This is a genomic window from Marinicauda salina, assembly GCF_003122085.1.
GTDB classification, from domain to species: Bacteria; Pseudomonadota; Alphaproteobacteria; order Caulobacterales; family Maricaulaceae; genus Maricicauda_A; species Maricicauda_A salina.
On the sequence record NZ_QEXV01000001.1, the window covers coordinates 178,109 to 202,898 of the forward strand.

At 70.8% G+C, this 24,790-nt stretch carries 24 protein-coding genes; 11 read left to right on the plus strand and 13 right to left on the minus strand.

The annotated features are described in order from the left end of the window. Positions 1-32 precede the first annotated feature (32 nt). The 8 genes from purH to rlmN form a co-directional block, all read right to left on the minus strand. Positions 33-1,628 (minus strand): bifunctional phosphoribosylaminoimidazolecarboxamide formyltransferase/IMP cyclohydrolase, encoded by a 1,596-nt coding sequence (gene purH / locus DDZ18_RS00665; protein WP_109251433.1) that lies wholly within the window; start codon positions 1,626-1,628, stop codon positions 33-35. Between the two features lie 46 nt (positions 1,629-1,674). Continuing rightward, on the minus strand, positions 1,675-3,627 hold the full coding sequence (locus DDZ18_RS00670) for a polysaccharide biosynthesis protein (RefSeq protein WP_109251434.1): 1,953 nt from the start codon (positions 3,625-3,627) through the stop codon (positions 1,675-1,677). Positions 3,628-3,661: 34 nt separating this feature from the next. Then, positions 3,662-5,398, minus strand: coding sequence for a heparinase II/III family protein (locus tag DDZ18_RS00675; protein WP_233245654.1), 1,737 nt, complete (start codon positions 5,396-5,398; stop codon positions 3,662-3,664). Positions 5,399-5,417: 19 nt separating this feature from the next. Continuing rightward, positions 5,418-6,083, minus strand: a complete 666-nt coding sequence (gene rpe, locus DDZ18_RS00680; protein WP_109251436.1) for a ribulose-phosphate 3-epimerase — start codon at positions 6,081-6,083, stop codon at positions 5,418-5,420. 58 nt (positions 6,084-6,141) lie between these two features. After that, a complete protein-coding gene (locus tag DDZ18_RS00685) occupies positions 6,142-7,485 on the minus strand; it encodes an RsmB/NOP family class I SAM-dependent RNA methyltransferase (RefSeq protein ID WP_109251437.1) in 1,344 nt (447 codons plus the stop codon). Between the two features lie 57 nt (positions 7,486-7,542). Further along, the gene (locus DDZ18_RS00690; protein ID WP_109251438.1) at positions 7,543-8,163 is read right to left on the minus strand and encodes a TIGR02466 family protein; all 621 of its coding nucleotides are present in this window, start codon (positions 8,161-8,163) and stop codon (positions 7,543-7,545) included. A 121-nt stretch (positions 8,164-8,284) separates the two neighbouring features. Beyond that, positions 8,285-9,004, minus strand: coding sequence for a 2OG-Fe(II) oxygenase (locus DDZ18_RS00695; protein ID WP_158272024.1), 720 nt, complete (start codon positions 9,002-9,004; stop codon positions 8,285-8,287). 159 nt (positions 9,005-9,163) lie between these two features. After that, positions 9,164-10,381, minus strand: a complete 1,218-nt coding sequence (gene rlmN, locus DDZ18_RS00700) for a 23S rRNA (adenine(2503)-C(2))-methyltransferase RlmN (protein ID WP_109251440.1) — start codon at positions 10,379-10,381, stop codon at positions 9,164-9,166. A gap of 84 nt (positions 10,382-10,465) precedes the next feature. Here rlmN and DDZ18_RS00705 point away from each other — a divergent pair, with 84 nt between their 5' ends. Further along, positions 10,466-11,230, plus strand: a complete 765-nt coding sequence (locus DDZ18_RS00705; RefSeq protein ID WP_109252183.1) for a DUF6065 family protein — start codon at positions 10,466-10,468, stop codon at positions 11,228-11,230. A 164-nt stretch (positions 11,231-11,394) separates the two neighbouring features. Here DDZ18_RS00705 and DDZ18_RS00710 read toward each other — a convergent pair whose 3' ends face one another. Beyond that, positions 11,395-11,898, minus strand: coding sequence for an invasion associated locus B family protein (locus tag DDZ18_RS00710; RefSeq protein WP_109251441.1), 504 nt, complete (start codon positions 11,896-11,898; stop codon positions 11,395-11,397). A gap of 131 nt (positions 11,899-12,029) precedes the next feature. Here DDZ18_RS00710 and DDZ18_RS00715 point away from each other — a divergent pair, with 131 nt between their 5' ends. The 3 genes from DDZ18_RS00715 (at position 12,030) to DDZ18_RS00725 (ending at position 14,760) form a co-directional block, all read left to right on the plus strand. Beyond that, positions 12,030-12,620: a sigma-70 family RNA polymerase sigma factor gene (locus DDZ18_RS00715; RefSeq protein WP_233245655.1), complete on the plus strand. Its 591-nt coding sequence runs from the start codon at positions 12,030-12,032 to the stop codon at positions 12,618-12,620. Between the two features lie 103 nt (positions 12,621-12,723). Further along, a complete protein-coding gene (locus DDZ18_RS00720; protein WP_109251443.1) occupies positions 12,724-13,440 on the plus strand; it encodes a ChrR family anti-sigma-E factor in 717 nt (238 codons plus the stop codon). Positions 13,441-13,491: 51 nt separating this feature from the next. Next, positions 13,492-14,760: an FAD-dependent monooxygenase gene (locus DDZ18_RS00725; RefSeq protein ID WP_109251444.1), complete on the plus strand. Its 1,269-nt coding sequence runs from the start codon at positions 13,492-13,494 to the stop codon at positions 14,758-14,760. On the opposite strand, the gene DDZ18_RS00730 is transcribed toward DDZ18_RS00725, so the two are convergent. Together DDZ18_RS00730 and DDZ18_RS00735 are read right to left on the minus strand one after the other, a co-directional pair. Then, positions 14,757-15,287 (minus strand): hypothetical protein, encoded by a 531-nt coding sequence (locus DDZ18_RS00730; protein ID WP_109251445.1) that lies wholly within the window; start codon positions 15,285-15,287, stop codon positions 14,757-14,759. The genes DDZ18_RS00725 and DDZ18_RS00730 overlap by 4 nt on opposite strands. A gap of 68 nt (positions 15,288-15,355) precedes the next feature. Beyond that, positions 15,356-16,093, minus strand: coding sequence for a creatininase family protein (locus DDZ18_RS00735; RefSeq protein ID WP_109251446.1), 738 nt, complete (start codon positions 16,091-16,093; stop codon positions 15,356-15,358). Between the two features lie 156 nt (positions 16,094-16,249). On the opposite strand from DDZ18_RS00735, the gene acs reads away from it, so the two are divergent. The 6 genes from acs to DDZ18_RS00765 all read left to right on the plus strand — a co-directional run bounded on the left by acs (position 16,250) and on the right by DDZ18_RS00765 (position 22,732). Continuing rightward, positions 16,250-18,193, plus strand: a complete 1,944-nt coding sequence (acs, locus tag DDZ18_RS00740; RefSeq protein ID WP_109251447.1) for an acetate--CoA ligase — start codon at positions 16,250-16,252, stop codon at positions 18,191-18,193. 125 nt (positions 18,194-18,318) lie between these two features. Beyond that, complete coding sequence (locus DDZ18_RS00745) at positions 18,319-18,984, plus strand: hypothetical protein (protein ID WP_109251448.1); 666 nt, start codon at positions 18,319-18,321, stop codon at positions 18,982-18,984. Positions 18,985-19,114: 130 nt separating this feature from the next. Further along, entirely contained in the window at positions 19,115-20,341 is a 1,227-nt protein-coding gene (locus tag DDZ18_RS00750; protein WP_109252184.1) for a parallel beta-helix domain-containing protein, read from the plus strand. Beyond that, positions 20,342-21,517, plus strand: a complete 1,176-nt coding sequence (locus DDZ18_RS00755; RefSeq protein ID WP_109251449.1) for an SO2930 family diheme c-type cytochrome — start codon at positions 20,342-20,344, stop codon at positions 21,515-21,517. Positions 21,518-21,598: 81 nt separating this feature from the next. Further along, the gene (locus DDZ18_RS00760) at positions 21,599-22,099 is read left to right on the plus strand and encodes a hypothetical protein (protein WP_146190576.1); all 501 of its coding nucleotides are present in this window, start codon (positions 21,599-21,601) and stop codon (positions 22,097-22,099) included. A gap of 93 nt (positions 22,100-22,192) precedes the next feature. Then, on the plus strand, positions 22,193-22,732 hold the full coding sequence (locus DDZ18_RS00765) for a baeRF12 domain-containing protein (RefSeq protein WP_109251451.1): 540 nt from the start codon (positions 22,193-22,195) through the stop codon (positions 22,730-22,732). Between the two features lie 60 nt (positions 22,733-22,792). Here the strand turns inward: DDZ18_RS00765 and DDZ18_RS00770 are convergent, their stop codons facing one another. Then, complete coding sequence (locus tag DDZ18_RS00770) at positions 22,793-23,221, minus strand: DUF4149 domain-containing protein (RefSeq protein ID WP_109251452.1); 429 nt, start codon at positions 23,219-23,221, stop codon at positions 22,793-22,795. A gap of 185 nt (positions 23,222-23,406) precedes the next feature. Continuing rightward, a complete protein-coding gene (gene htpX / locus DDZ18_RS00775; RefSeq protein ID WP_109251453.1) occupies positions 23,407-24,363 on the minus strand; it encodes a zinc metalloprotease HtpX in 957 nt (318 codons plus the stop codon). An 89-nt stretch (positions 24,364-24,452) separates the two neighbouring features. Here htpX and DDZ18_RS00780 point away from each other — a divergent pair, with 89 nt between their 5' ends. Then, complete coding sequence (locus DDZ18_RS00780; protein ID WP_109251454.1) at positions 24,453-24,665, plus strand: DUF1674 domain-containing protein; 213 nt, start codon at positions 24,453-24,455, stop codon at positions 24,663-24,665. The last annotated feature ends 125 nt before the right edge of the window (positions 24,666-24,790 follow it).

The following is a 24,790-nucleotide window of genomic DNA, read 5'->3' on the forward strand; positions in this document are numbered from 1 at the left end:
GCCTGCGCGTCATCCCGCGGGCTTGCGGCGGCTCAATGGCGGAAATGGCGCATTCCCGTGAACACCATCGCCATGCCGGCCTCGTTCGCCGCGGCGATCACCTCCTCGTCGCGCACCGAGCCGCCGGGCTGGATGACGGCCGTCGCGCCGGCCTCGGCGGCGGCCTTGAGGCCGTCGGCGAACGGGAAGAAGGCGTCGGAGGCGCACACCGAACCCTCTGTGCGCGGTGCGTCCCAGCCATTCTCGCGGGCGGCCTCCTCGGCCTTGCGCACGGCCAGGCGCGCGGCCTCGAGCCGGCTCGGCTGGCCCATGCCCAGGCCCGCCGTCGCGCCGTCCTTCGCATAGACGATGGCGTTCGACTTGGCGTGCTTGGCCACGCGCCAGGCGAACAGGAGATCGGCCATCTCGCGCTCGTCGGGCGCGCGCTCGGTGACGACCTTGAGGTCGGAAGCGGCGATGCGCCCGGCGTCGCGTTCCTGGGCCAGCACCGCGCCGGCGATCGACTTGACCGTCCAGCCCGCCTGCATGGGATCGGGCATGGCGCCGGTGAGCAGGACGCGGAGATTCTTCTTGCCCGACAAGATCTCCAGCGCGGCGTCCTCGGCGTCGGGCGCGATCACGACCTCGGTGAAGATCTTGGTGATGGCGTCGGCAGTGTGGGCGTCGATGGCGCGGTTGAGCGCGACGATCCCGCCGAAGGCCGAGATCGGGTCGCCGGCGAAGGCCTTCTCGTAGGCTTTGGCCAGAGACCCGTCGGAGGCGACGCCGCAGGGGTTGGCGTGCTTGACGATCACCGCCGCGGCGGTCTCGCCGGCGTCGAACTCCGCGGCCAGTTCGAAGGCGGCGTCGGCGTCGGCGAGATTGTTGAAGGACAGCTCCTTGCCCTGGACCTGCCGGGCGTGCGCCGCGCCGGGGCGCTGTTCGGGCGCGGCGTAGAGCGCCGCGTCCTGGTGCGGGTTCTCGCCGTAGCGCAGCTTCTGCAGGCGCGGCCCGCCGGTGGTGAACCAGCTGCGCGCGGGCTTGTCGTCCTCCTCGACCAGGCGGGCGGCGATGGCGGTGTCGTAGGCCGCGGTGCGCGCGAACGCCTTGGCGGCGAGATGGCGGCGCAGGCGCAGCGGGACCTTGCCGTCATTGGCCTCCATCTCCTCGAGCGCCTTGTCGAGATCGCGGGCGTCGACGCACACCGCGACATGGGCGTGGTTCTTCGCCGCCGCGCGGATCATCGCCGGACCGCCGACATCGATCTTGGCGATGCAGCCGTCGAGATCGGCGCCCGCCTCGACGGCGGCCTCGAAGGGATAGAGATTGACGTAGAGCAGATCGATGGCGGGGATGCCGTGCGCCTCCATGGCGGCGACGTCCTCGTCATTGTCGCGGCGGGCGAGCAGGCCGCCGTGAATGCGCGGGTGCAGCGTCTTCACCCGGCCGTCCATCATCTCGGGATACTCGGTGACGTCGGCGACGTCGCGCGCCTCGACGCCGGCGTCGCGCAGCGCGCTCAGCGTGCCCCCGGTGGAGATGATCTCGACGCCGGCGGCGGCGAGACGGCGAACGCGGTCGCTGAGCCCGGCCTTGTCGGACACCGAGATGAGCGCGCGGCGCACGGATACCAGATCGTTTTCGGCCATGAGGGGGTCTCCGCAGGGGTTCCGACGGGTCGGCGCGGGCGACTTATCACGCCTCGCCGGCGGCGGAAAGCCGCGACGCGATGGGCCGGACCCCCTCCGGCCATCCCAGCTTGACGACTTCCAGCAGCGCCTCGCGCACGGCCTCCTCGTCGCGCGCCTCGGCGGCGGCGCGCAGCCGGTCCAGCGCCGGGCCGAGGGCGGCCATCGGGCAGGCCGGACCGGCCACCTGCAACACGCCGGCGGTGTCGCTCGGCGTCGTCGTCTCGAAGGCGTGGACCAGAGTCTCGTGCAGCTTCTCGCCCGGCCTGAGCCCGGTTTCCTCGATGCGGATGTCGCGGCCCGGCTCCATGCCGCGCAGGCGGATGAGCTGGCGCGCCAGGCGCGCGATCGGCACCGGCTCGCCCATGTCGAGCAGGAACAGGCCGCCGGAGGGATCGCCGGCCGTCCGCGCGCCGGCTTCGAGCACCAGGCCGGCGGCCTCCTGGACGGTCATGAAATACCGCGTCGCCTCGCGATGCGTGACGGTGACGGGACCGCCGCCGGCGATCTGGCGCTCGAACAACGGCACGACCGATCCGGTGGAGGCGAGCACGTTTCCGAAGCGCACCGCCGACAGGCGCAGCTCGGGATGAATGTCGCGGGCCGCGGACAGGTAGAGCTCGGCGGCGCGCTTGGTCGCGCCCATCACGCCGGCGGGGTCGACGGCCTTGTCGGTGGAGATGAACACGACGACCTCCGAGCCCGCGGCGGCGGCGGCCTCGACGACGTTCTCCAGCCCGAACACGTTGGTCAGCGCGGCCTCGGAGGCGTTGGCCTCCATCAGCGGGACGTGCTTGAGCGCGGCGGCGTGAAGGATGACGTCGGGCTTTTCGCGCTCGAACACCGCGGCCAGGCATTCCGGATCGCGCACGTCGCCGAGCACCGGCCGCCGGAAGGGCGAGCCCGCCCACGAGGCGAGCTCCATGTCGATCTCGTAGAGATGGCTCTCGGCGGAATCGAGCAGGATCAGGCGCTCGGGGCTGAGATGGGCGACCTGGCGGGTCAGCTCCGAGCCGATCGCCCCGCCTGCGCCCGTGACGAGCACGCGCTTGCCCGTGACCAGCGCCCGCGCCCCGTCGCGCGACAGCGCGCGCGGCGGCCGGGCGAGCAGGTCGGCGGCCTCGACCTGGGTGAAGGCGCGCGCGCCGTCGGCGCTCTTGGCGCGGGTCAGCGCCGCGCCGGTGCGGCCGGCGACGCGAGCGCACAGATCAATGAGTTCGGCGGTCGGGTCGGGATCGGTGATGACGATGCGCACCGGCTGCGCGGCGCCGCGCGACAGGCGGCGCACGGCGTCCTCGAGCGCCTCCAGCCCGCCGGCGACCGGCACGCCGAGCAGCGCGCGGCCGGCGTAGTCGCTATTGAGCTCGATGAGCGCTCGGGCGCGGAAGACCGGGCCGCCGGAACGGCGGAACTGCTCGCGCAGCACCTCGGCGAGGCGGGCTTCGGAGCCGACGAGGACGGCCAGCGGGGCGGACTGGTTCTCCAGGCGCAGCAGCGCGCGCAGATCGCCGGAGCGCCAGGCCGACACGGCCAGGCGCGGCGCCAGCATCAGCACCAGCAGCACCGGCGCGGAGATCAGGAAGCTCGAGCGCGGGAAGTCGGCGAGACGCGTCGCCAGGAAGAAGATCGGCAGGAAGACGAGGTGCGCCGCGACCACGGCCTGCACGATGCGGCCGACATCATTGATCGAGGTGTGCCGCCACAGCCCGCGATGCAGGCCGGCGATGAAGAAGGTGACGATGCAGACCGGCAGGAACAGCCCGGCCGCCGTCCACTCGACCGCGCCCGGCGCCACGCCGCCCGGCTCGAACAGGTAGCGCGCCACCACCGAGAAGAACATCGCGGCCGCGCCGGCGACCGCGTCGTAGGTCAGGATCGCGGCCGGCCCGGCGCGGCGGGTCAGCCAGCGCAGGAACGCGCTGCTCGCCGCATATCGCTGGCCGTTCGCATCCTTGTTCATCGGCGGCTTCGTCCCCTCGTCTCGCGTCGTCGGCTCAGCCGGCCGCGCCGACGCGCCCCAGCCGCTGGAACGCCCAACGCACCCGGTTGGGCGGCCTGTCGCCCCCACCATACGGCTCCGCGTCGCCGGAGACCACCAGCTGGATGGAGCGCCGCGGCGGCGCGCCGGCGGCGAGATAGACCGAGCGCTCCAGCCGCACCGGCCCGCCGTCGGTCCGGAAGCGCCAGCCGTCGCCGTTCGGCAGCACCAGCAGCGCGCTCATCGAATCCCGCGACAGCGAGGCGCGGACGTCGGGATGCAGATGGAAGCGGATGGCGAAGCGCAGCCGCGCCTCGGGGTCGTCGGGCGGGCCGTCCTCGACGGGCCGGAACAGGCCGTCCTCGCCGCGCAGGTCGCCGCCGTCGGCGGCGAGGAAGAGCCGGCGCCTCAGCGACAGCCCGTAGCGGGCGCGATAGCCGTCATGGCTGGCCTCCAGCCAGACGCCCATGTCCTCCTCGTTGCGCCGGGCCTTCACCGGCTCGGGCCCCTCGGCGACGCGCGGGCCCAGCAGGCTGCGCCGCATGCCCGGCTGCAGCAGCCGCGCCGAGGATGTCTCCTCGAGGGTGAGCACCGAATGCGCCGCCGTGGCGCGGACGGCCTCCCGCCACGGCGCGGGCTGGTCGGCCGACCAGCCGCAATTGACGACGATGCGCCCGCCAGGCGCGCTCAGCGCGAACGCCAGCGCGCTGGCGTGGGCTTCGGCGGCGTGGGGTCCGCGGGCGGGTCCGCCGGCGTCGAGCACGACGACCGCGCCGGCGGCCTCGGCGCGGTGATAGCCGCTGTGCGGGGCGAACTCGAAGGTCTTCTCCGCGCCGTCGGCCATCTCGAGCGCGGTCGTGATCGCGCGGGCGTCGCCCTGGCCGCCGCCGTGAAACGCCGCCAGTCCGCCGTCGGGCATGCGGAAGAAGCGCACCATCGGCGCCAGTCGGTCGATCGCCCGGCGCGCCTCGCCGTGCAGCTCGACGCCGCGGCGCACGGCGGCCTCCTCGAGCGTCACCAGGCCGATCAGCGCATCGGCGGCCGTCTCCGGATTGCGGCTGACATGGCCGCCGTCGGGCAGGATCTGCGCGGTCAGGTCGGAGGCGAGCAGCGCGTTCGCATCGCCCAGCGCGCGCCCGCCCGCGTCAAGACAGACTGCGGCCATCGCGTGGTTGATCGAGGCCGTCAGCCGGTCCCGGTCGGGCGCCATCAGCGGCAGGGTGCGGCGCAGGCGCCGGGTCTGGCGGGCGAGGCTCGCCAGGCGCCGCCGCGCCGCGTCGGGCTCGGCGTCGCCGAACAGCGCCTCGCCGGCGGCGATCCAGGCGCCGATGCGGCGGCCGAGAATGGCGGGGTCCCAGGCGAACCAGTTCCACGCGCCGAACTCGGCGATCCAGTCGTCGACGAGCGTCTCGGCGAACGCGGCGGCTTCCGGCTCCTCGACGCTGAGCAGGTCGCGCAGCCAGTCGAAACCGTGAAGCGCCGCGGCGAAGCGGCGCGACGGCGCGGGCCGCGTCCACACGCTCTCGCCGGCTTCCAGCGTCATCGTCTCGCCGCCGAGCGCGAACCGGCCCGACAGGATGGCCGCGCCCTTCGCCTTGTCGCCGGCGCGCAGATCGCGCGGCGCCACGGCCAGGCCCGACGGCGTCCGCCCGGACAGGACGGCGAGCCGGTAGGGCGACAGCGCGTTGGCGACGTCGGACAGCTCCCGGCGCGTCCGCCTCTGCAGGGCGGCGGCCAGGTCAGCGATCTTCACCTGTTCGCCCATCGCCTCGTCAGTCCGCCGCGCGCAGCGCCTGGATGTTCGCCGCGTAGGCGTCGGCGCCGCCGCGGAACACCGCCGAGCCCGCCACCAGCACGTCCGCGCCGGCGTTGGCGCAGCGCCGCGCCGTCTCGGGGTTCACCCCGCCGTCGACCTCGATCAGCGTGTCCAGGCCGCGCGCGTCGATCATGCCCCGGAGCGCCTCGATCTTCCTGAGCTGGCCGTCGATGAAACTCTGCCCGCCGAAGCCGGGATTGACGCTCATCACCAGCACCAGGTCGAGCTCCTCGAGCACGTAGTCGATGCTCGAGGCGGGGGTCGCGGGATTGAGCGCCGCGCCGGCCTTGACGCCGGCCGCCTTGATGGCCTGGACGGTGCGATGAAAGTGCGGGCCCGCCTCGGGATGGGCGGAGATGACGTTCGCGCCGGCTTCGGCGAATTGCGCGACATAGGCGTCGACCGGAGAGATCATCAGGTGAACGTCGAAGGGCTTGTCCGACCACGGACGGATCGCCTTCACCACGCCCGGCCCGATCGTCAGGTTGGGCACGAAATGCCCGTCCATCACGTCGACATGGATCCAGTCGGCCCCGGCGTCGTCGACCGCCTTCACCTCTTCGCCCAGGCGAGCGAAATCGGCGGACAGAATCGACGGCGCGATGCGGAGGGGGCGGGCCATGGCAACCGCATATCAGCGCCCTCCCCCCTTCGCAAGCTGGCCCCGCGGCCGGCCTCGCTCAGGTTCGCGCCTTCGTGAGCCGGGCGATGAAGAAGCCGTCGAGCCCGCCGAGCTCGGGCCACATGTCGGGCCGGGTGCGCACCGCGCCGTAGGAGTCGATCGCGTCCTCGAGCCCGGGCAGCTCCTCGGGCCGGACACGGTCGACGCGGGCGTCGGAGGTGCGCGCTACGAAGCGGGCGAGCTGGTCCTCGCCCTCCTCGGGCTCCAGCGAGCAGGTGCAGTAGACCAGCCGGCCGCCCGGCGCGAGCATGGCCCAGGCCGCGTCCAGCAGGCGCGCCTGCAGCCCGGCGAGATGCTCGATATCGGCGGGACGCTTGGTCCAGGCGACGTCGGGCCGGCGGCGCAGCGTGCCCGTCGCCGTGCACGGCGCGTCGAGCAGGACGGCGTCGAGCGGCGCGGGCGGGCGCCACAGCGCGGCGTCGGCGGCGACGATCTCGGCGGCGAGCCTCACCCGCGCCAGATTCTCCTCGACGCGCTTCAGGCGCTTGGCCGAGCGGTCGACGGCGATGGTCTCCGCGCCGGCCGCGGCGATCTGCAGGGTCTTGCCGCCCGGGGCGGCGCACAGATCGGCGATGCGCTCGCCCGGCTGCGGCGCCAGCAACGCCACGGGCAGCGCCGCAGCGGCGTCCTGGGCCCACCATTCGCCGGCGGTGAAGCCGGGCAGCGCGGCGACATCGCCGATATCGGTCCGGCGCACGACGCCGGTGGGCAGCACCTGGCCTTCCAGGGCCTTCGCGATCTCGGCCGGGTCGAGATCCGGGCGCACGGTGACGTCGAGCGGCGGATGGCCCGCGCGCGCGGCAGCCATCGCGCGGGCGACGTCGTCGCCGTAGAAATGGACCCAGCGCTCGGCGAGCCAGGCGGGCAGGTCGGCCAGCGGATCGGCGGCGGCGAACGGCTCCCCGCCGGCCTCGGCGACGCGGCGCAGCACGGCGTTGGCGAGCCCCTTGTAGCGCGCCGTGGTCTCGTCGGACGCCATCAGCTCCACCCAGGCGTCGACGACGGCGTGGGCGGCGTTCTCCAGCTCGAGGATCTCGGCCGCCGCAAGCCGCAATACCCAGCGCGCGCGCATCGCCCGATCCGGCAGGGGCCGCTCCATGAACGCGGCCAGCGCAGCGTCGAGCGCGCCCACCCGGCGCACGCCGGCCGCCGCGATCGCGCGGGCGAAGGCGCGGTCGCGCGTCTCCAGCCGCTTGTGCTCGGGGTGCGACGCCAGCGCCGCGTCGAGCGCGGCGGACTTGATCTCGACGGCGAGCGCGGCCTCCAGCGCGATGCGCCGGGGCGTCAGATTTTTCGGATCGGCGGCGCCGGTCGGGGCCTCCGGGGACGGCGAGTCGGTCATGGGCGATCGCCTACCACGCGCAGGCGGGCGCGTCAGCGTCCGCGACCGGCGGCCGCGCTACAGCCTCAGCTCGGACACGTCGCGATGGCTGCCGATGGTTCCCTTCACGAAGCTGTTGAAGGCGATCGAGTGGCGCGGCTCGGGCGTGTTGTTCGGTTCGACGAGGTGCTGAAGGCTCGAGGAGAAGAGCACGACCATGCCCTTCTTCGGCTGCACGACATTGACCTCGGTGTTGTAGATCGTGCGCTTGTCGGGCTCCGGCGGCAGCTCGATCTGCTGGTAGAGGCGGTGGCGGTTGAAGATCATGTTGGCGACCGGCTTGGGCAGGTCGGCGTAGTAGAGCGAGCCCGACACGATCGAGTTCGAGTGGGAGTGGCCGTGCATGCCCACGCCGGGCGGGTTGGTCAGCGCCCAGGACTGGGTGACATAGAGCTTCTGGCTGATGCCGACGACTTCCTTGGCGTAGATCCCCATCACCTTCTGGATCGCCGACTTGATGCTTTTGAGCTTCGGATCCTCGAAGATGTACAGGTCCTCCGAGATCAGGTTCGTCTTGTTCTGAACCATCTTCAGGTTCTTGATGTACTCGGCCTGATCGTCGGAGATCGCGTGGGAAATGTCCGCGGTGAAGACCGGCTCCACGAACAGCGGCTTCACCTCGTACTGCACGTCGCTCATCGTCTGCTCCCCCCGGGCGCTGCATACCAGATGAGCGGAGTGTGAAATTTTGTTCATGTTCCTGCAAGGCGCCGGATCGCGGAGCCGCGCGATCGCGCCGCGCCGGGCGCGGCCGATCCGTTCAGACCCCCGCTTCGCGCCCGCTGCGCAGCCAGCCCGTAATCGACAGCCGATGCCCGTCCACCCAAGGCGCGACCGGGCTGACGGCGTGGGGCGTCGGGACCTCGAACATCGCCAGCGCGTTGAAGGTCGGCGTGTAGGCGCGCTCGACATGGCCGTCGCCGTCGACAAACTGCAACTGGCCGCCGCAATCGGCGCGCCAGCCCCGCGTGAGATTGATCACATACGCCGCGACCCGGTTCTTGCCGTCGACGGCGTCGTCATGGCGCGCGAGATAATGGCCGGCGCGGAAACGCGTGAGCTGCGCGTCGGCGTAGGCGATCTCTGACCGGCCCGTGATCGTGCGCGCCAGCTCGAGGAATTCCGGCGAGCGCACGAACGCGAAGGCCGCGCCCAGGTCCGGATCGTCAAGGCGCCCGGCGCGCGCGGCGTCATAGAGCGCATAGGTCTCGAACAGGTACTGGAATCCCTGTCGCGCCTCGCGGTCGATCAGGCCCTGGACGACGGCGGCCTTGTCCTGCGGCAGCGCGGCCAGCCCCGCCGGATTGAAATCGCGGTGCGCGCTGTCGATCCGGGTGACCAGGTTCCAGCGCGTCCAGGACGCCGCGGCTGCGTGCAGCCGCGCGGCGTCTTCCTCCCGGAGAACATTCTCGATCAGCACGCGCCGGTCGCGCGCGAAGCGCCGCGCGGCGTCGGCGACCTGGCCGCGGCCGGCCGCCAACCGAACGCGCTCGATCGTTGAAGAGGGATCGTTCACCGCCGGACCCGCATCGCCAGAAACGTGATGCAGCCAAGCTGTGGTGATGGTCTAAGTTGCTCAAGTTAAACGAAGTTCATTGACGCTTTGTAATGAACCGTCCACGAACCGCGCGGCGGATCCTCACGCCAGGTTCGTTCCCTCGCCGTAGAGATGCGCGTTCGCCGTCGCCGCCGGGCTGGCTTCCGCGGCGGCGCGCTCGAGCTTCTTCCGCTCGGACGCGCGCATCTTCTCCGAGGTCGACTTGAGTTGCCCGCAGGCGGCCAGGATGTCGCGGCCGCGCGGGGTGCGGATCGGGCTGGCGTAGCCGGCCCGGTTCACGATCTCGGCGAAGGTCTCGATCGTCTCCCAGTCCGAGCATTCGTACGCGCTGCCCGGCCAGGGATTGAACGGGATGAGATTGATCTTGGCGGGCACGCCCTCAAGCAGCTTCACGAGCGCCTTCGCCTCGGCGGGGCTGTCGTTGACGCCCTTGAGCATGACGTACTCGAAGGTGACCCGCTTGGAGTTGGACAGGTCCGGATAGGCGCGGATCGCGTCCATCAGCGCGGCGATCGGGTAGCGCTTGTTGATCGGGACGAGCTCGTTCCGGAGCTCGTCGTTCGTCGCGTGCAGGCTGATGGCCAGCATGGAGCGGGTGCGTTCGCCCAGCTCGACGATCTTGGGAACCACGCCCGAGGTCGACACGGTGATGCGCCGCCGGCCGATGGCGATCCCGTCGCCGTCGCTGATCACGTCGATGGCGTCGGCGACATGGTCGAGATTGTAGAGCGGCTCGCCCATGCCCATGAAGACGATATTGGTGATCTGGCGGTCCTCGTTCGAGGTCGGCCATTCGCCCAGATCGTCGCGGGCGATCATCACCTGGGCGGCGATCTCGGCGGCGGTGAGATTGCGCACCAGCTTCTGCGTGCCGGTGTGGCAGAAGGTGCAGTTGAGCGTGCAGCCGACCTGGCTCGAAACGCACAGCGCGCCGGCCCGGCCCACGCCCGGGATGAAGACGGTCTCGGCCTCGACGCCCGGGGCGAAGCGGATGAGGTATTTGCGCGTGCCGTCGCCGCTGACCTGGCGCTCGACGAGCTCGGGCCGGTCCAGCGTGAAGCGGGTCTTGAGACCGGCGCGCAGATCCTTCGACACGTTGGTCATCGCGTCGAAATCCGTCACGCCGTAATGATAGATCCAGCGCCAGAGCTGCTCGGCGCGCATCTTCGCCTTCTTCGCCTCGACCAGGCCGGACTCGACGAGCGCGTCGCGCAATTGCGCGCGCGTCAGCCCCGCCAGCGAGGGGGTCGCGGGGTCGGCCGGCCGATCGGCCGCGGCGAGATTCAGCGTGGTGGTCATGGAGCGCGGATATAGTCGAAACCGCGCGGCGATGCGAGGGCGGGACGCTTGAACCCCCGCGCCGGTATGCGCGACAAGGTCGGTATGAAACTTCTTCTCCACCCGCTCACCGCCGAGGACCCGCCCGTCCGGCCCGCGGAAACCCGCCGCGACTGGATGGACGAAACCCCGGAAAGCTTCGCCTATCGCTGCCTGCCGCTGGCCGCGGCCTGCCAGCACGGCTGGGAGGTGTTCGCGCCCACGGGCGTGACCGCGCGCTGGAACGGCGGCGACCGGGTCGAGGATGTCGAGGTCGAACTCGACGACCCCATGGCCATGAACAAGCCCGGCGCGGCGATGACCAATTTCGGCGCCGGCATCCTCACCTTCGAGATGGGCTTCCTGCTCAGGACCCCGCCAGGCTGGAACATCTGGGTGACCGGCCCGACGAACCAGCCCAAGGACGGGATCTTCGGGCTGTCGGGCGTGATCGAGACCGACTGGAGCCCGTACTCCTTCACCATGAACTGGCGCTTCACCCGGCCCGGCGAAGTGCGCTTCGAGCCGGGCGAGGCGGTCGCCCATTTCTTCCCCGTGCGCCGCGACCTGTTCGACCGGGTGACGCCGGAGATCCGCCCGCTGCACGCCGATCCGAAGACCTACGAGCAGATGCAGATCTGGCGCGAAAGCCGGTCGGACTTCTCCGGCCGGCTGAAATCCGGCGACGAAGAAGCCGCCGAGGAGAAGTGGCAGAAGGGCTATTACCGGGGCCTGATGCCCGACGGGAAGAAGGGCCCGGCCGACCACAAGATCAAGATCCGCGTGCCGGCGTTCAAACCCGGCGAGGCGAAGGGAAAGAAGAAGCGGTAGGGGCTTGTTCGCCAGGCGCGATCAAGCGGCGCCCTCATCCTGAGGTGCTCAGCGCAGCTGAGCCTCGAAGGATGGGATGACGCTCACCTTCACATCCTTCGAGGCCCGCCTGTCGGCGGGCGCCTCAGGATGAGGTGATCGGGATGGCGAACCCGGGAACGCCGCTACCCGCACAGATCCTCGACGTCCTGCAGCGCCGCGGTGATGCCCATCAGCGAGAACTCGTAGGCCGTCGCGGTGCCGCGCGCCGAGGTCGCCTCGACGCGCATGTCGGCGCCGCGGCGCATCGCCGAGACCAGCCGCTCCTCGTCGCGGCCGGATTCGATGAAGCCCTCCTGCTCGGAGACGTACATGCGGAAGCTGTCCGAGCCGACGCGCACGCGCGGCGGGCTGTCGGGTCGCAGCGTGTAGCCGGCGAGGAAGCTCGGCTGCTCCTCGGCGGCGCCGGAGGCCCAGGTCGCGACGATGAAATAGACGTCGCCGTGATCGACGTTTCCGGGCCGGGAGTCCTGCGGCCGGCTGAGCGCGTAGCAGATGAGATCGTCGCCGGCGGCGCGCGTGAACACCCGCCAGTCGCGATGCGCGCCCTGGAATTCCGGCTCCTGGGCGGCCGCCGTTGCGGCGCCCGCGGCGGACACGGCGATCAGGGCGAGAATCGTGCGAATCATGTCCGGCTCCGTTGCGGCTGCTCGACGCCTTGGGATCGCTATAAACCGACGCACCTCGGCGGTTTCAAGGCAAGCGCGGTTGATTTCACGACGCGCCGGCGGTCTGATCAATCGAAGATCGCTTGTAACGGGTGGCGCGTTTGGCCGACACCAGTGTTGGAACCGAAGCCGCGCCGGATCGCGCGCGCCTCGACGCGCTCGTCGAGGCCGTGGCGCAGCGCGACCGCGAGGCGTTCGCGCAGCTTTTCGCGTTCTACGCCCCCCGCGTTAAGGCCTATCTGCGGCGGCTCAACGCCTCGGATTCGCTGGCCGAGGAGATCGCCCAGGAGGTGATGCTCGCCGTCTGGCGCAAGGCCGGCCAGTTCGACCGCACGCAGGCCTCGGCGTCGACCTGGATCTTCCGCATCGCGCGCAATCGCCGGATCGATGCGGCCCGCCGCGCCGACAAGCCCGAGCTCGACGCCCACGAGCCGATGCTGCAGCCGCCCGACGACATCGCCCCCGACGACGCGGTCCACGCCTCCGAGCGCGAGGACCGGGTGCGCGAGGCCATGGCCGGGCTGCCCGAGGACCAGCTCACCCTGCTGCGCATGGCCTTCTTCGACGGGTTGTCGCATTCCGACATCGCCGAACGCGTCGGCGCGCCGCTGGGCACGGTGAAGTCGCGATTGCGGCTGGCCTTCGACAAATTGCGCAAGACGCTGAACCCGGAGGACCTTTAGGCGCCGTGTACCCCCGCATGAAGAATCCTGGACCCAGCCTTGATTCGCCATCGGATCGGTCAATATCCGCTCCCCGGGCGAAGCGAGGCGACGCCGCAAGACCATGCAAGCTGCCATGACCAATCATCCGCTTGGAGACGAGATCTACGCCGCCTATGCGTCCGGAGCGCTATCCGGACCGATGCGGCTGCTCGTCGATTCGCAGGCTTTCCTGGACGAAGGCGTCCGCCGCCAGCGCGCCGACGCCGACCGCGTCGCGGGCGCGCTCCTGGAGTCGGCGGCGCCCGAGCCGCTCAAGAACGGCGCGCTCAAAGAGGTCATGGCGATCATCGACGCCGAGGAAGCCGGCGTCGGCGAAGCCGGCTCCATCGATGCGGCCGCGCGCGGCGACGCCGCCGGGCGCAAGGCGGCGAAGGCCGCCGGCGCGGCGCTCGAGGAGATCCTCGACCTGCCCGAGCCGATCCGCGACCTGGCGCTTGCGCGCGGCGCGGGCTGGAGCTTCGCCGGGCCCGGCGTGCGCAAGATGGAGCTGATGTCCGAGGACGGCGCCAAGGCGGAACTGATCCGCCTCGAGCCCGGCCGCGGCGTGCCCCGTCACGGCCACGACTGCAAGGAATTCACCTTGGTGCTCACCGGCGCCTTCCACGACGGCTACGACCGTTACGGCAAGGGCGAAGTGTGCGCCGCCGATCCCGAGCTCGAGCACAAGCCCGTCGCCGAACCCGGCGAGGTGTGCATCGCGCTGGCCGTCACCGACGGCCCGCTCGCCTTCACCGGCCCGCTCGGCTGGGTGCAGCGCGCGCTCGGCGGGATGAGCTGACGCGACGTTTCGCCGGTGTCATCGCGCGCCCGCCGCGCTAGTCTCGGCGCCATGACACGCAAGCCCCTCTTCTCCGGCGATGTCGCCATATCCGGCGGCGGCCTGGCCGGGCTCACCCTCGCGCTCGCCCTGCACAAGGCCGGCGTGAAGGTCGCCGTCGTCGACGCCCTGCCGCTCGAGACCCGGCTCGCGCCGGCTTTCGACGGACGCGCCTCGGCGCTGGCCTACACCTCGTTCCGCATGCTTGAGGCCGTCGGCGCGGCGACGCATCTCGGCGAAAACGTTCAGCGCATCGAGGACATCCTCGTCGTCGACGGACGGCCCTCCGACGGGCTGAAGCCCGGCGGACCGGGACGCGACCAGCTGCATTTCGACCGCCGCGAGATATCCCCCGACGACGACGGCGAGCCGCTCGGCTGGATGGTCGAGAACCGGTTCACGCGCGTCGCCCTGGCCAAGGCCGCCGAGGAGGCGGGCCTGCCCGTCTTCGCGCCCGAGCGCGCGCTCGGCATGGATCAGCGGCCGGGCGGCGCCGAGCTGCACCTTGAAGGCGGCGGCCGGCTCGACGCCTCGCTGGTGATCGCCTGCGACGGCAAGTTCTCCACCCTGCGCGAGCAGGCGGGCATCCGCACCGTGGGACGGCTCTACGGCCAGAAGGGACTGGTCGCCACCGTCGCCCACGAGCTTCCCCACGAGGGCGTGGCCTACGAGTTCTTCATGCCCGCCGGCCCGTTCGCCATCCTGCCGCTGCCGAACAATCGCTCGAGCCTGGTCTGGACGGAGCGGTCGAAGGCCGCCGACGCGCTCAAGGACATGGACGACGACGGCTTCCAGGAGGCCCTCGAAGCGCGCTTCGGCGACTTCCTGGGAAAGCTGACGCCGGAGGGTCCGCGCTGGGCCTATCCTCTGGGGCTCAAGGTCGCCGAACGCTTCATCGACGATCGCCTGGCGCTGGTCGGCGACGCCGCCCGCGCGATCCATCCCATCGCCGGGCAGGGCTTCAATCTCGGCGTCCGCGACGCCGCCGCCCTCGCCGAGGTGCTCGTCGAGGCGAAACGCGCCGGGCTCGATCCCGGCTCGGAGGCGGTGCTCGCGCGCTACGAGCGCTGGCGCAAGACCGACTCGGCGGCGCTGGCGCTGGGCACGGATTTCTTCAACACGCTGTTTTCGAACGATATCGGACCGCTCAGGGCGGTCCGCGGCCTCGGGCTGTCGCTCGTCGACAAGGTCCCGGCCGCCCGGCGCTTCTTCATGCGCACCGCCGGCGGCGAGACCGGCGACCTGCCCGCCCTGCTGCGCGGCGAGGCGCTCAGGCTCTAGCCGTCGGCGAGAACCGACGCCGCACCCTCGCCGGCCGAGCAGAGCGCGCGCACCAGCATGGGATCGGTCTGCACCACGCAGATGCGCCCGTCGTCCATCTCGTAAACGCCCGTGCCGGAGGAATCCGAGCCCGGCATGACCCCGCGCTGGAAATGACCGGTGACGACCGAGTCGAACGCCGTGCGCGACGCCGTCGGCAGATCGGCGGCGGGGATGGTCCATTCGCGGCGCGCGCCGTCGACGGCGCAACCGATATAAACGTGCTCGTCGGCTGCTCTCGACGCGACGCTCGATCCCATCGGGAGCGCCTCGGCGAAGCCGGACGCGCCGGCCCGGCAGGCGGCCTCGGCGGCGCGGTCGAGCTCGCTCGCGGCGGCTCCGGACGCCTCGGGGGCGACGGGCGCCTCCTGGTCCGTGCGTTCGCCCTCGCCGCCCGCATAGGGCGAGATGTCGGGTTCGGTCTCCTCCGAGCAGGCCGCCGCGCCCAGCAGGGCCGCGCCCAGCGCGATCATCCGGAACGTCTTCATCAACACATCCTCCCCGTGCGGCTGAACCGCCCGGGGAGTGTGGCGCGCGGCGCGACGCCTCCGCAAGTTCAACGCGCGAAGAAGACCTCGACGTCCTCGATCAGCTTCGCCGCGGCGGCCTTGACGATGCGCTCGCCCTTCTCCGCCGTCGCCTGGGAGGGATCCGAGCCGATGCGCCCGTCGGGGAAGCGCGCGCGATAATCCGCGGCGTCGGCGAAGCCGCCGCTCGGCGCGATCTTCGGCTCCATCGCCACGTCCTTGGCCGCATCGGGATAGGCGTAATAGGTCACCGAGACCTCCGACGCCGTGGCGTGGCTGCCCTCGCCCTCCGGGAAGATCGACCGGCACAGCTCCATCATGCCCGGAAGCGTGAACCAGTTGGCCTGCTTCAGCCGGTAGGGGCAGGCCTCGCCGTCGAGCGACCAGTTAGCGTAGCTCTCCGCGAAGGCCGCGTCGATGGTGGCGATGTTCCCGCCATGGCCGTTGAGGAAATAGATGCGCTGGAAGCCGCAGCGCACGAGCGACTCGATCCAGTCGTTGAGCGCGGCGATCATGGTCGTGGGCCGCAGCGTGATCGTGCCGGGAAAGCCCAGATGGTGCTGGGCGCAGCCGACATTGAAGGTCGGCCCGACGAGAAAGCCCGCCTCGTCGCCGGCGTGCTTCGCGATCACCTCGGGACAGATCGCGTCGGTGCCCAGAAGCCCGTTCGGCCCGTGCTGCTCGGTCGAGCCGATGGGGATGACGATCCCCTTGGAGCGTTCCAGATAGGCCTCGATCTCCGGCCAGCTGGCCTGGTGAAGCTGCATCGCGGCGACTCCCTTCACTGCGCGGGGCGAGAGGAGCCGATCGCCGCGCGCGGCGCAAGCCGCGTGCGACATGACGCGCGCCCGGCGCGGCTTGCGCGGCGCGCCGCCGATCAGTCATTGTCCATGTCGACATCCCCCGCAGGCGGAGACCGCGCGATGCACGACGAGATCATCCCCATCCCGGAGAGCTTCAAGGACGCGCGGATCACGCCGGAGCGCTACAAGGAAATGTACCGCCGCTCGATCGAGGACCCGGACGGGTTCTGGGCCGAGGAGCTCAAGCGGATCGACTGGATCGAGACGCCGACGAAGATCTCCGACGTCTCCTTCGACCCCGACGATCTGTACGTGCGCTGGTTCGAGGACGGGACGCTCAACGCCTGCGCCAACTGCATCGACCGCCACCTGCCCGAGCGCGCCGACAAGACCGCCATCCTATGGGAGGGCGACGATCCGGCCGACGACGCCGCGATCACCTATCGGCAGCTGTTCGAGGAGGTCTGCCGCTTCGCCAACGAGCTCAAGGCGATCGGGGTGAAGAAGGGCGACCGCGTCACGCTCTACATGCCGATGATCCCCGAAGCCGCCTACGCCATGCTGGCCTGCGCGCGCATCGGCGCGATCCATTCGGTCGTCTTCGGCGGCTTCTCGCCCGAGGCGCTGGCCGGGCGCATCAACAATTGCGAGAGCGAGTTCGTCGTCACCGCCGACCAGGGCGTGCGCGGCGGCCGCGTCGTTCCCCTCAAGGAGAATGTCGAGAAGGCGCTCGCCGACGCGCCCGGCGTCAAGGCGGTGCTGTGCGTCAAGCGCACCGGCGCCGACGTGCCCTGGAACGCCGATCGCGACCACTGGCATCACGAGCTGGCCGAAACCGTCGACGCGAAATGCGATCCCGAGCCGATGAACGCGGAGGACCCGCTCTTCATCCTCTACACCTCGGGATCGACCGGGAAGCCCAAGGGCGTGCTGCACACGACCGGCGGCTACATGGTCTGGGCGTCGATGACGCACGACTATGTCTTCGACCATCGCGAGGACGACATCTTCTGGTGCACCGCCGATGTCGGCTGGGTCACCGGCCACACCTACATCGTCTATGGGCCCCTCGCGAACGGCGCGACGACGATGATGTTCGAGGGCGTGCCGACCTTCCCCGGACCCGACCGCTTCTGGGCCGCCGTCGACAAGCACAAGGTCACGACCTTCTACACCGCGCCGACCGCCATCCGCGCGCTCGAGCGCATGGGCGAAGCGCCGGTGAAGAAGCACGACCGGTCCTCGCTGCGCCTGCTCGGCACGGTCGGCGAACCGATCAATCCCGAAGCCTGGCGCTGGTATCACCAGGTCGTCGGCGACGGCCGCTGCCCGATCGTCGACACCTGGTGGCAGACCGAGACCGGCGGCCACGTCATCACGCCGCTGCCCGGCGCGCACAAGCTGAAACCCGGCTCGGCGAGCTTCCCGCTGTTCGGGATCCTGCCCGGCCTCGTCGACGAGAAGGGTAACCTCCTGCCCGACGAGGGCGCCGCCGAGGGCAATTTGGTCCTGCGAACGTCCTGGCCGGGCCAGATGCGCACCGTCTATGGCCATCACGAGCGCTTCGCCGACACCTATTTCCGCACCGTGCCGGGCATGTATTTCACCGGCGACGGGGCGCGACGCGACGCCGACGGCTACTGGTGGATCACCGGCCGCGTCGACGACGTGCTCAACGTCTCCGGCCACCGGCTCGGCACCGCCGAAGTCGAAAGCGCGCTGGTCGAGCACGATCTCGTCGCCGAGGCCGCGGTCGTGGGCTATCCCCACGACATCAAGGGCCAGGGCATCTATTGCTATGTCACCCTGATCGAGGGCGCCGAGCCGAGCGAGGCGATCGAAAAGGAGCTCCGCCAGATGGTCCGCGAGGATATCGGCGCCATCGCCACGCCCGAGCTGATCCACTTCACGCCGGCCCTGCCGAAAACGCGCTCGGGCAAGATCATGCGCCGGATCCTCAGAAAGATCGCCGAGGGCGAGATCGACAAGATCGGCGACACCTCGACGCTGGCCGATCCGGAGGTCGTCGACGCGCTGGTCGAGAACCGCAAGGTCGAGGCGTGAGGCGGCGGCGCTCGCCGGCCGAATAACCCCGCAATTCCTGCGCGCTATTTGGCGGCGCCGGTGATCGTTGCGGCCGGCGGCCGCGATCGCGATATCGGGCTCGCAATCGATGCGAGGACCCGATCATGCGATTTCTGCCCTATCTCGTCGGCGGCTTCATGCTGCTGCCCTTCCTGCTCTGGGCGGGACTGTGGGCCTTCGTCTTCCCCGGCCCCAAGCCGGGCCTCGACGTGCCGATCGTCACCGCGCTGATCGCGGTCTCGCTGCCGCTGGTGCTCTGGCACCTGATCGCCGGGCTGGCCTATGTCGCCAACTCCATGGCCGGCCGCGCCGGCGAGGAGGCGCCGGTCTGGGGACCGGCGCGCTGGGCCCTGCGCGCCATGCCCGCCGCAGCGCTCGCGATGGGCGCGGGCTCGACGGCGATCCTGGCGGCGACGGGCGAAGGCGCGCTCACCGCGGCCTCGCCGCTGGCGGCGGGCGCACTGATGGCCTGGATCATGGCGATCGCGGCGCGCCCGGCGCAGCGCTCCTCCGCGCTCCACCTGCGGCCGGCCGCCGTCGTCCACGCGGCGATGGGGCTGCTCGGCCGCGCCGTGCTCGCCACGCCTGTGCTGGGCGGCATGCTGCGCGAGGCCGGCCGCGACCCGCATCGCGGCGCGCCGCTGCTGGCGCTCAACGTCATGCTGCTGCTGGCCGTGGGCGTCTGGCTGTTCGGCTTCGAGGTGCTGGTGATCCCGGCGATGCTGGCCACGCCGTTCATCTTCTACGCCCTGTTCGCGCTGACCGACTGAGGCCGCCCCAGCCGGGCGTGAACGCCGTTAACTCCCGGCTCGACAGGCCCGCGCCGGCGCGCTTACCCTTGCGTCGACGGGAGCGGTTCGTCCGCTCCGCAGGCGCCGGGGAGAGGCCGCGATGAGCCGCATGCATGCATTTCTGTTGGTCGGGATTCTCGCCGGGGCGACGACGCTCGCCGCCTGCGGCGAACGCGGAACGCGAGATGTCTCCGATGCCGACAGCGAGTATCAGGAGGAACTCCGCGCCGCGCTGATCGACGCCGAGCCGGGCGACGTGATCGAGATCCCCGCCGGCGTGTTCGTGATCGAGCGCAGCCTCTCGCTCACCGTCGACGACGTCACCATCCGCGGCCAGGGCATGGACGAGACCGTGCTCAGCTTCGCCGATCAGCGCCAGGGCGCGGAGGGGCTGCTGGTCTCCGGCGCCGACGATTTCACGCTGGAGAACCTCGCCATCGAGGACACGATCGGCGACGCGGTGAAGATCACCGACGGAACCAATATCGTGATCCGCGGCGTGCGCGTGGAATGGACCAACGGGCCCGACACCGAGAACGGCGCCTACGGGCTCTACCCCGTCCAGACGACCAACGTGCTGATCGAGGATTCCGTGGCGATCGGGGCGTCCGACGCGGGCATCTATGTCGGCCAGTCGGACAATATCGTCGTGCGCAACAACCGCGCCGAATACAATGTCGCGGGCATCGAGATCGAGAACTCCAACCGCGCCGACGTCTACGGAAACGTCGCCACGAACAACACCGGCGGCGTCCTGGTGTTCAACATGCCCAACCTGCCCCGGCCGGGCGCGGGCACCCGCGTCTACGACAACGACGTCTTCGAGAACAACACCGACAATTTCGGCCATGAGGGCACGCCGGTCGCCAGCGTGCCGGCGGGCACGGGCATCATCGTCAATTCCAACGACGACGTGGAGATCTTCAACAACCGGCTGGCCAACAACCGGACCGCCCACGTCATCATCTCCTCGCTACACTCGGCGGGCTTTTCCGAGCTCGGCGTGACCGAGGATTTCGATCCCTATCCCGAGGGGATCTACATCCACGACAACCAGTACGAGGCCGGCGGCATGAACCCCGACAGCGTCGAGCTGCACGCCCTGCGCGTGGCGATGTTCGGCCCGACGGGCCGGATCCCGCCGGTGCTCTGGGACGGCTATGTCGACGAGGCCAAGCTGGTCGACGGCCGCCTGCCGCCGCCGCTGCGCATCTGCGCGCCGGACGCCGCCATGGTCAATGTCGACGCGCCCAACGACTACGCCAACCCGAGCATGGTCGGCGACGCCAATGACTGCATCCTCGAGCCCCTCGCCCCGGTCGAGCTGGATCTCTAGATGACCCGCCGCTTCGCCGCCGCGATCGCCGCCGGTCTTCTTGGGCTGGCCGCGGCGGCGTGCGGGGAGCAAGCCGCGCCGGACCCGACCTTCCACGCCGAGACCAACCCGGCCGCGCTCGCCGACTGGGGCCAGCTCGTCGTGCGCGACGGGCGGCTTGAGCTGGCCGAGGGCGTGACGCCCTACGATCTCAACACCGCGCTGTTCTCCGACTACGCGCTCAAGCTGCGCACGGTGTGGATCCCCGACGGCGCGGCGCCGGCGGGCTGGGAGGACCGGGAAAGCTTCGACTTTCCCGTCGGCACGGTGATCACCAAGACCTTCTACTATCCCCGCGCCGACGGCGATTTCGACGAGGTCGCGCTCAGCCGCGAGGCGATGGCCCATTTCGACGGCCGGTCGCTCGACCTCTCCGAGGTGCGCCTGATCGAGACGCGGGTGCTGGTCCGCCGCGCCGACGGCTGGGACGCGCTGCCGTATGTCTGGGACGAGGCGCAGCGGGCGGCCGAACTCTCGCGCACCGGCGACTTCCTCGAGCTCTCGCTCGTCGACATGGCCTCCGGCGAGGCGCGGGCGCTCGACTATCTCGTGCCCAACGTCAACCAGTGCGCCAACTGCCACGAGACCGACACGACCGCCGGCGGAATCCGCCCGATCGGACCGAAGGCGCGCCATCTCAACCGGGACTTCGCCTACGCCGACGGTACGGCGAACCAGCTCGCCTTCTGGCGCGAGCACGGCCTGCTCGCGGGCGGACCCGCGCCGGACGCCGCCGCCCCGCGCGCGGCGGCCTGGAACGGCGAGGCCCCGGCGCTGCTCGCCGAAACCGAAGGCGCGCTGACGGACGCCGCGCGCAGCTATCTCGACATCAATTGCGCCCATTGCCATTCGCGCACCGGACCGGCGGACACCTCGGGCCTTTACCTGGAATCATGGGAGCCGGCGGGCCCCAATCTCGGCTTCTGCAAACCGCCGATCGCGGCGGGCCGGGGCACCGGCGGGCGCGTCTACGGCATCGTGCCCGGCGACGCCGACGCCTCCATCCTCGTCCACCGCATGGCGAGCGATCGGGCCGACATCATGATGCCCGAACTCGGCCGCTCGGTCGCCGACCGCGAGGGCGTCGCGCTCGTGGCGGCGTGGATCGACGCCATGGCCGGAGGAGGCTGCGGTTAAGCACGACGGCGCCTCGGCCTTGGCCTGAGGCCGGGGCTTGGGCATTGTGAGCCCATCCGCTCCGCCAGAAGGTCAGCTTTGATGTCTCCTCGCCATGTGCTCGCCGCCGGGATCGCCGGCGTCTCCCTCGCCGCCTGCGTGACCACCGACTCCGATCTCGCATGCGTGCAGCCCGATCCGGGCGAACAGGCCGTCTTCACCGCGATCGTCGCTCACGACGAGGCCCGGCTCGCCGACCTGATGAGCCCGTCCTCCGCCGATCTCGCCGAGCAGGTGCGCGAGCTCGACCCGGAAGTTCGCGACCAGATCTTCGGCCGGCGCATGGGCGACCGCTCGGTGCGCAGCGTGCTCATGCAGCCGCCGATCTGCGTGCACCGGCGCGAGGCCGGCGAGAACCAGCGCATCAGCTACGCCTTCCCCGAGGGCCGGCTGCAGGGGCTGCAGAACCCGGACCTGCCCGGGCCGGAATTCGGCCGCGGCGGCTACGACCACGCCGCCTGCCGCTTCGAGTTCGTCGACGAGCGGTGGCGCCTGACCGACGCCTGCCTGACGACCTTCACGACGCGCCAGCCGGCGAGCTGAATTCCGCGGTCTTTCGACGCGGCGCGAGGAAACGGCCCGTCGGGTCGCGGCGTTCTTTGCTAGAATGTCCACGACCAGACGGGAGGAAAGTTCATGCGTCCTGATCCGGACAAGGTGCTCTGGGTGGCGGTCTTCGACGGCGGCAAGGCCCTGATCTACAGGAATGACGGCTTCGACGACGCGCCCGATCTCGAGCTGATCGAGCGCTTCGACAACGACAATCCGCCCGACCGCGAACAGACGACCGACGCGCCGGGCCGCTACCAGGACGCCGGGGGCGGGCGCGCCGGCGTCGACGCCCAGGTCGCCCACGGCCGCTCCTCGGTCCAGCAGACCGATCGCCACGAGCTGGAGAAGACCCGCTTCATCGAGCGGTTGATGGACCGGCTCAACGCCGACGCCGAGGCGCGCAAGTACGACCGTCTCATCCTCATGGCCCCGGAGCGCGCGCTCGGCGCGGCGCGGGACGAGTACGGCCATCGGATGAAGGTGCGCCTCGAGCACGAGGAGGCCAAGGACGTGGTCAAGGAGACCACCGACGAGATCGAGCAGCGCGTCAAGGCGATCCTCGCCGCCAAGGCGGCCGAGCCGAAGAAATCCCATCTCGGCGTCAGCGGCCCGGAAGCCGAGTAGGCCCGGGGCCGGATCGACAAACTTGAGCGGGCGGCCTGCGGGCCGCCCGTTTCATGTGCGTCAGAAGCGCGTTGCGATCAGCGCCAGCGCGACGATGAATCCCGCCAGCTGGGCGAGATTGATCAGCATGGAGCGCTGGTGCAGCGCGGCGAAGCGCTGCTTGTCCTTCGACGCACGCGCCTTGTCCATCGCCGGCGAGAGCGCGAAGCGCCCATAGACGAAGCCCGCGGTGACCAGCGCCAGCAGCACCGCGCCGATGCGCGCGCCGGCGAGCCAGGCGCTGATCGTGGCCAGCGCGCCGAGCGCGATGAAGATCACGTGATAGATCGGGAAGATCGTCCGGATGAAGGGCCCGGCGGTCTCCTCGCCGAGCGTGCGGAACGCCGTCGGCGCGACCAGCGCGCCGAAGAAGATCATCACCCCTATCCCGGCGCCGATGAACAGCAGCGCCAGCACGCCGGGCAGGTCGGCCATGAATCCTTCGCCCATTCTCGTCTCCTCGTCCGCGCGGGACTCAGCCTGGAGCAGGATCGCATCGACCCTGCTCGGGCATATTCTTCGTGGTCGCGTGATCGAACCGGTGAACCGGTCCCTGCTTCACCTGATCACGCTCCCTTTCTCAGTGGTCGCGTGATCGAACCGGTGAACCGGTTCCCACTTCACCTGATCACGCTCTAACCCCACGGCCCGCCGAAATCGCGCGGCCGGTCGGGACCGTCGCCGTCGATATCGCCGCCCCACGGGCCCATATGGCCCCAGGGCCCCGCCGGCGGACGCGCCCCGGCGCCGGCCATCTCGCGCAGCCGCGCGATGCGGTTCGCCGTCGCCGGGTGGGTCGAGAACAGATTGTCCGCGCCCTGCCCGTTAAGCGGGTTGATGATGAACATGTGAGCCGTCGCGGGGTTCCGTTCGGCGTCGGCGTTGATCGTGCCGCGCGCGGCGCGTTCGATCTTCTCCAGCGCCGAGGCGAGCCACATGGGCTGGCCGGCGATCTCCGCGCCGACGCGGTCGGCCTCGTACTCGCGCGCCCGCGAGATCGCCATCTGCACCAGCGCCGCCGCGATCGGGGCGAGGATCGCGATCAGGATGCCCGCGAGCAGCCCGCCGCGCTCGCGCCCGCCGCCGAAGAAGAGCGCGAAATTGGCCAGGAAGCCGATCGCGCCGGCCAGCGTCGCGGTGACCGTCATGGTCAGCGTGTCGCGGTTCTTCACGTGCGCCAGCTCGTGGGCCATCACGCCGATCACCTCGCGCCGGTCCAGCCTTTCCAGCAGGCCGCGCGTGGCCGCCACCGCGGCGTTGTGCGGATCGCGCCCGGTGGCGAAGGCGTTGGGCTGATCGGTGTCGATCACGTAGATGCGCGGGCGCGGCATGTGCGCATTGTCGGCGAGCGCGACGACGTCCCGGGCGAACTGCAGCAGCCGCGGATCGCGCTCGTCGGGCGTGATCTCGCGGGCGTGGTGCATGCGCAGCACGATCTTGTCGGCGTTCCACCAGGCGTAGACGTTCATCGCCGCGGCGACGACGAAGGCGATGGTCGCGCCCGTCGCCCCGCCGATGAGCCAGCCCACGGCGATGAAGATCGCCGTCAGCGCGGCGATCAGGGCGAAGGTGCGAAGCGTGTTGGCGAGCATGGGGTTCCGTCTTCCCTGGCGAGCGCCGGCTTGGCCGGGCGGCGTCGAGCGCCTAGTTAAGTGGGTGAGAAACCACGGGACCGCAAGCGATGCGCGACGACGAACAGACGCCGGAAAACGCCGACGACTCCGGGCCGCGAAAGCCGCTCACGCCGGAGGCGCAACGCGCCCTGGCCGAGGCCGAGGCGCGCCGGAAGAAGGCGAAGGGCGAAAACCGCCCGAAAGAGCGCGGCGGCCCCGACGGCCCCGAACCCACCCGCTACGGCGACTGGGAGAAGTCCGGCGTGGCGTATGATTTCTAGCGCTGCGGGCTGATCGCGCCCATGCACGCCGCTCTTTCCCGGCGAAAGCCGGGACCCAGAGATCATCGGACTCGGCGGTCCGACCTCTCCTGGGCCCCGACTTGCGTCGGGGAAGAGGGGGTGCG

Coding starts and splice junctions, on each gene's coding strand:
- purH (WP_109251433.1), bottom strand. CDS start 1,628: ATGGCCGAAAACGATCTGGTATCCGTGCGCCGCGCGCTCATCTCGGTG.
- DDZ18_RS00670 (WP_109251434.1), bottom strand. CDS start 3,627: ATGAACAAGGATGCGAACGGCCAGCGATATGCGGCGAGCAGCGCGTTC.
- rpe (WP_109251436.1), bottom strand. CDS start 6,083: ATGGCCCGCCCCCTCCGCATCGCGCCGTCGATTCTGTCCGCCGATTTC.
- DDZ18_RS00685 (WP_109251437.1), bottom strand. CDS start 7,485: ATGACCGACTCGCCGTCCCCGGAGGCCCCGACCGGCGCCGCCGATCCG.
- DDZ18_RS00690 (WP_109251438.1), bottom strand. CDS start 8,163: ATGAGCGACGTGCAGTACGAGGTGAAGCCGCTGTTCGTGGAGCCGGTC.
- rlmN (WP_109251440.1), bottom strand. CDS start 10,381: ATGACCACCACGCTGAATCTCGCCGCGGCCGATCGGCCGGCCGACCCC.
- DDZ18_RS00705 (WP_109252183.1), top strand. CDS start 10,466: ATGAAACTTCTTCTCCACCCGCTCACCGCCGAGGACCCGCCCGTCCGG.
- DDZ18_RS00710 (WP_109251441.1), bottom strand. CDS start 11,898: ATGATTCGCACGATTCTCGCCCTGATCGCCGTGTCCGCCGCGGGCGCC.
- DDZ18_RS00720 (WP_109251443.1), top strand. CDS start 12,724: ATGCAAGCTGCCATGACCAATCATCCGCTTGGAGACGAGATCTACGCC.
- DDZ18_RS00725 (WP_109251444.1), top strand. CDS start 13,492: ATGACACGCAAGCCCCTCTTCTCCGGCGATGTCGCCATATCCGGCGGC.
- DDZ18_RS00730 (WP_109251445.1), bottom strand. CDS start 15,287: ATGAAGACGTTCCGGATGATCGCGCTGGGCGCGGCCCTGCTGGGCGCG.
- DDZ18_RS00735 (WP_109251446.1), bottom strand. CDS start 16,093: ATGCAGCTTCACCAGGCCAGCTGGCCGGAGATCGAGGCCTATCTGGAA.
- acs (WP_109251447.1), top strand. CDS start 16,250: ATGCACGACGAGATCATCCCCATCCCGGAGAGCTTCAAGGACGCGCGG.
- DDZ18_RS00745 (WP_109251448.1), top strand. CDS start 18,319: ATGCGATTTCTGCCCTATCTCGTCGGCGGCTTCATGCTGCTGCCCTTC.
- DDZ18_RS00750 (WP_109252184.1), top strand. CDS start 19,115: ATGCATGCATTTCTGTTGGTCGGGATTCTCGCCGGGGCGACGACGCTC.
- DDZ18_RS00755 (WP_109251449.1), top strand. CDS start 20,342: ATGACCCGCCGCTTCGCCGCCGCGATCGCCGCCGGTCTTCTTGGGCTG.
- DDZ18_RS00760 (WP_146190576.1), top strand. CDS start 21,599: ATGTCTCCTCGCCATGTGCTCGCCGCCGGGATCGCCGGCGTCTCCCTC.
- DDZ18_RS00765 (WP_109251451.1), top strand. CDS start 22,193: ATGCGTCCTGATCCGGACAAGGTGCTCTGGGTGGCGGTCTTCGACGGC.
- DDZ18_RS00770 (WP_109251452.1), bottom strand. CDS start 23,221: ATGGGCGAAGGATTCATGGCCGACCTGCCCGGCGTGCTGGCGCTGCTG.
- htpX (WP_109251453.1), bottom strand. CDS start 24,363: ATGCTCGCCAACACGCTTCGCACCTTCGCCCTGATCGCCGCGCTGACG.
- DDZ18_RS00780 (WP_109251454.1), top strand. CDS start 24,453: ATGCGCGACGACGAACAGACGCCGGAAAACGCCGACGACTCCGGGCCG.